Source organism: Thalassolituus sp. UBA2590, from assembly GCF_002339775.1.
Taxonomy (GTDB): domain Bacteria; phylum Pseudomonadota; class Gammaproteobacteria; order Pseudomonadales; family Oceanobacteraceae; genus Thalassolituus.
This window is the reverse complement of sequence record NZ_DDKU01000037.1, coordinates 4,094-7,971: the sequence shown is the minus strand read 5'-3', so window position 1 is coordinate 7,971 and position 3,878 is coordinate 4,094. Positions and strand designations below refer to the sequence as shown.

The 3,878-nt window shown below is 51.0% G+C and carries 5 protein-coding genes; all 5 read right to left on the bottom strand.

The window, feature by feature from the left end:
* Positions 1–104: 104 nt before the first annotated feature.
* A complete protein-coding gene (gene galE, locus B2067_RS03455) occupies positions 105–1,154 on the bottom strand; it encodes a UDP-glucose 4-epimerase GalE (RefSeq protein ID WP_301387454.1) in 1,050 nt (349 codons plus the stop codon).
* Position 1,155: 1 nt separating this feature from the next.
* Complete coding sequence (dcd, locus tag B2067_RS03450; protein WP_301387453.1) at positions 1,156–1,737, bottom strand: dCTP deaminase; 582 nt, start codon at positions 1,735–1,737, stop codon at positions 1,156–1,158.
* Between the two features lie 12 nt (positions 1,738–1,749).
* Positions 1,750–2,529 (bottom strand): DUF3108 domain-containing protein, encoded by a 780-nt coding sequence (locus B2067_RS03445; RefSeq protein WP_301387452.1) that lies wholly within the window; start codon positions 2,527–2,529, stop codon positions 1,750–1,752.
* 42 nt (positions 2,530–2,571) lie between these two features.
* Positions 2,572–3,255 (bottom strand): phosphoribosylglycinamide formyltransferase, encoded by a 684-nt coding sequence (purN, locus tag B2067_RS03440; RefSeq protein WP_273088538.1) that lies wholly within the window; start codon positions 3,253–3,255, stop codon positions 2,572–2,574.
* Positions 3,252–3,878, bottom strand: a 627-nt coding sequence (gene purM, locus B2067_RS03435) for a phosphoribosylformylglycinamidine cyclo-ligase (RefSeq protein ID WP_301387451.1), incomplete at its 5' end; no start/stop codon positions are given. The genes purN and purM, both read right to left, overlap by 4 nt.

The following is a 3,878-nucleotide window of genomic DNA, read 5'->3' as shown; positions in this document are numbered from 1 at the left end:
CCGACTGAGCTATCGGGGAACATCAAGCAAGTGGTGCGCATTATGTCAGGATCTTTTTTTCTGTCAATACAATAATGCGCAAAATTATGATTTTTATAGAGTTTTTATGACTCAGAGTATCCGTTAGGGTTAGAGCTCTGCCAGTGCCAGGTGTCTTTAACCATAGCGGCGATGTCGAGTTCAGTTTCCCATTGAAGTATCTGCTTCGCCTTGGTCGCGTTTGCATAGCATGCTGCGACGTCTCCTGGGCGACGTGGGGCTATTTCGTACGGTACGGGCGTGTCGTTGACTTCAGAGAATGTGTTCACAAGTTGCAGCACGCTGGTGCCGTTGCCTGTGCCCAGGTTAATCGCTTCTACGCCAGTTACAGCTTCACTGCTGAGTAAGTTATCAACGGCTTTCACGTGACCTTTTGCAAGATCCACGACGTGAATGTAATCACGTACTCCTGTCCCGTCGATGGTGTCGTAGTCGTCGCCAAACACCGAGAGTTTTTCTCTTCTGCCGACCGCTACCTGCGAAATGTAAGGCATCAGATTATTGGGAATATCTTTAGGGTCTTCGCCAATTAACCCCGATTTATGTGCTCCGACAGGGTTGAAGTACCTGAGCAGTATAACGGCCCATGGTTGTTCAGCATTACTGAGACGGTCGGCTTCAGGCAGGTCGCGGAGCATCTCTTCGATGATGAGCTTTGAGCGTCCATAGGGGTTGGTCGCCGACAAGGGCATGTCTTCCGTTAATGGAAGCTTTTCTGGATCGCCATACACTGTCGCTGAGGAGCTGAAGACCAGGTTTTTTACACCGGCTTTCTCCATTTCCTGGCATAGAGTGATAGTGCTCCCAAGGTTGTTGTCATAGTATGCCAATGGCATCTGGCAGCTTTCCCCAACGGCCTTCAGGCCAGCGAAGTGAATGACTGCCGCAATGCTGTGTTGGCTGAAGATACTTGCTAACAAAGCCGGATCACGAACATCACCTTCAACGAAAACAGGCGCTGTTCCGGTGATTTTTTTTACACGATTGAGGGCTTCAGGTGAGCTATTGCTCAGGTTGTCGATAACGACCACATTGTAGCCGGCTTCGATCAGTTCAACGCAGGTGTGACTTCCAATATAGCCAGCACCACCGGTGACCAGAATTGTTTTACTCATATCAATCCTTCGCTATTCGTGAAAATACCGCACCTTTCTGGCCGCGATATTTTGCATTCTCTCGTTTGTTGTAAGGACGTTGTGCGGGACTGCTCAAGGTCTCGAATGACATAGCACAGATAACCATTTCGGGCCTGAGCGCGAGTGGAAGCTTGCCATTGTTATAAAATTCGAGAACGATCTGTCCCTCCCAGCCTGGATCAATTCGGCCAGCGGTGACGTGGACCATCAGGCCTAGGCGTGCGAGTGAAGAGCGGCCATCGAGCCAGCCAACGAGGTTGTCTGGAATACTGACAGACTCCATAGTGGCGCCCAGAATCAGTTCGCCAGGGTGGATATAAAGAGCTTCATCCTTCGGAATTTCGATCTCTTTGCTCATGATACGATCGATATCGCGATTGAGCTGATCGCGGTCTCCCGACAGGTCCAGGTGGGTGACCGAGTTGTTATTAAACACTCGAAAACGGTGATCCAGGCGCAGGTCGACACTGATTCCAGCAATTGCATCATGCCCGGGTGGTGGGTCGATGATGATATCGCCAGAGGCAATTTTCTGTTCGATGTCTACATCGCTGAGTCTCATTGTTTGGCCTCGTTATTGCGCACTGTTGTCTGAAAGTTCAGCCTGGTGCTGCGGGTAATGTACTTTAGTCGCTTGAATCTGGTAGCGGAGCTTACCGTCTTTTTTATCACGCAAGCGGATCAGTGGGTAGCCAGGAGAATCGGCTAGCCAGGCATACACTTCTCGCTTCTTGCTGTCGCGTACCTGCTCGATCTTGATCGCGTCGAATGTTCCCGCTTTGATTTTAATTTCTTCTTTTCCAACTACGCGGAAGCGGAAGGGTTTCGTTTTTGACTTTTCAAAAACAGGTAAGGTGAACTCTGTATTACCTTTCGCTACCTCTATGCTCGCTTGCAGCATGTAGGTCAGGTTGTCCTGAATACCTTCCTGCCAGTGATCATCACGTTTCCGGTCTTTCTCCAGGTCTTCAATGCTTTCGGCATCTGCAACAAAGTGCAGGGTGCGGTCGGGTTCGTCGATCATCCCCGAGGCACGATAGCTGTAGTTGACGGGTATAATCTGATTGTCTTTGTAGATGAAATCACTGGTCTCCCGCAGTGATGCAATGCTTGCCTCTGCATCAAAGTCTACCCGCCAAAGGTTATCTGAGCGTTGTTCCAGTGTACGTGTTGCGTCGATATCGAAGCTGAACCACCCAATACGGTATTCACTTGTGTACTCAACAGAATAGGGCGTTAGTGTTTGGGGAGTCTGAGCTTCGGATTCATCTGATACTGCAGAATTAGGTGTGATGGTGGCACATACGGCGACCAGAATGCTGGTCAGCTGCTTGCGGAGTAGGCCTTGAATCATGGTGCCGTCCTGTCGTTGAAAGGTCTCTTATGAGACCTCGGATTATCCTTCCAGTTTCACACCTGTGTCTGGCATTGGTTTGCCATCGAAGGTAGCGAGGCCTGACACCATCTCCAGTCGGCCTTCGACAAACCATTTTACAGCGATGGGATAGATAATATGCTCTTGCAGCTGGACGCGTTTCCGAAGAGTTTCTTCGGTATCGCCGTCCATTACCGGTACGACCGCCTGAATAACGTTGGGGCCGTCATCCAGTACTTCAGTCACAAAGTGCACCGTGACGCCATGCAGGTCATCGCCGGCTTCGAGAGCCCGGCGGTGAGTGTGCAATCCCTGATATTTAGGCAGCAGAGAAGGGTGAATATTGAGCATTCGGCCTTCATAGCGGCGCACAAGATCGGGAGTGAGGATTCTCATAAAGCCCGCGAGAACGACCAGGTCAGGTTGGTAGTCGTCGATGGTGCGCATCAGAGCGACGTCAAACTCTTCTCTGGAAGTGAAGCCACGGTGATCGATGACACTCACGTCCAGATCGCGGTCGCGGGCTTTCTGCACACCCGCGGCCTCTGGTTCGTTACAAATCACGCCAGCGATTTCTGCATCGATTGCGCCACTCAACACCTGATCGGCAATGGTCAGCATATTGCTGCCACTGCCTGAAATCAGAATAACGATGCGTGGCTTTTCTACTTCTCCAGTAGGATAGCGTGACGTTACGTCGTTCATGCACGGTTTCCTGTGAACTGAACAGCGTCTTCATCGCCATTGAGTTCCTGGATTTCACCGATGATCCACGACTGTTCACCTTCAGCGTTGAGAAGAGCGATGGCTGCGTCTGCTTTCTCTTCTGGCAGCGCGATGATCATGCCGACACCACAGTTGAAGGTTCGGAACATCTCGCGCGTTTCCACGTTGCCGTTACTCTGCAACCAGGTGAAAACTTCAGGCCATTGCCAGCTATTGGTATCAATGACAGCCTTGGTACCCTCTGGCAGAACGCGCGGAATGTTTTCCTGGAAACCACCGCCGGTGATATGAGACAGAGCGTGGACGTCTGAAGCATTGATCAGCTTGAGAAGAGATTTAACGTAAATCTTTGTTGGCGCCATCAGAGCATCAGCAACAGGCTGGCCGTCGAGGTCAGCTGCCAGATCGGCACCTGATACTTCAATGATCTTACGGATCAGAGAATAACCGTTTGAGTGAGGGCCGCTGGATGCAAGGGCGATCAGCTTATCGCCGGCCTGCACCTTGGTGCCGTCAATCAGGTCGTCTTTTTCGGCGATACCGACGCAGAAGCCAGCAAGATCGTAGTCTTCGCCTTCATACATGCCTGGCATCTCAGCAGT

What these genes read in the sequence shown, in the direction of transcription:
- purN (WP_273088538.1), bottom strand. Translation starts at nt 3,255, where the DNA reads ATGAACGACGTAACGTCACGCTATCCTACTGGAGAAGTAGAAAAGCCA.
- galE (WP_301387454.1), bottom strand. Translation starts at nt 1,154, where the DNA reads ATGAGTAAAACAATTCTGGTCACCGGTGGTGCTGGCTATATTGGAAGT.
- B2067_RS03445 (WP_301387452.1), bottom strand. Translation starts at nt 2,529, where the DNA reads ATGATTCAAGGCCTACTCCGCAAGCAGCTGACCAGCATTCTGGTCGCC.
- dcd (WP_301387453.1), bottom strand. Translation starts at nt 1,737, where the DNA reads ATGAGACTCAGCGATGTAGACATCGAACAGAAAATTGCCTCTGGCGAT.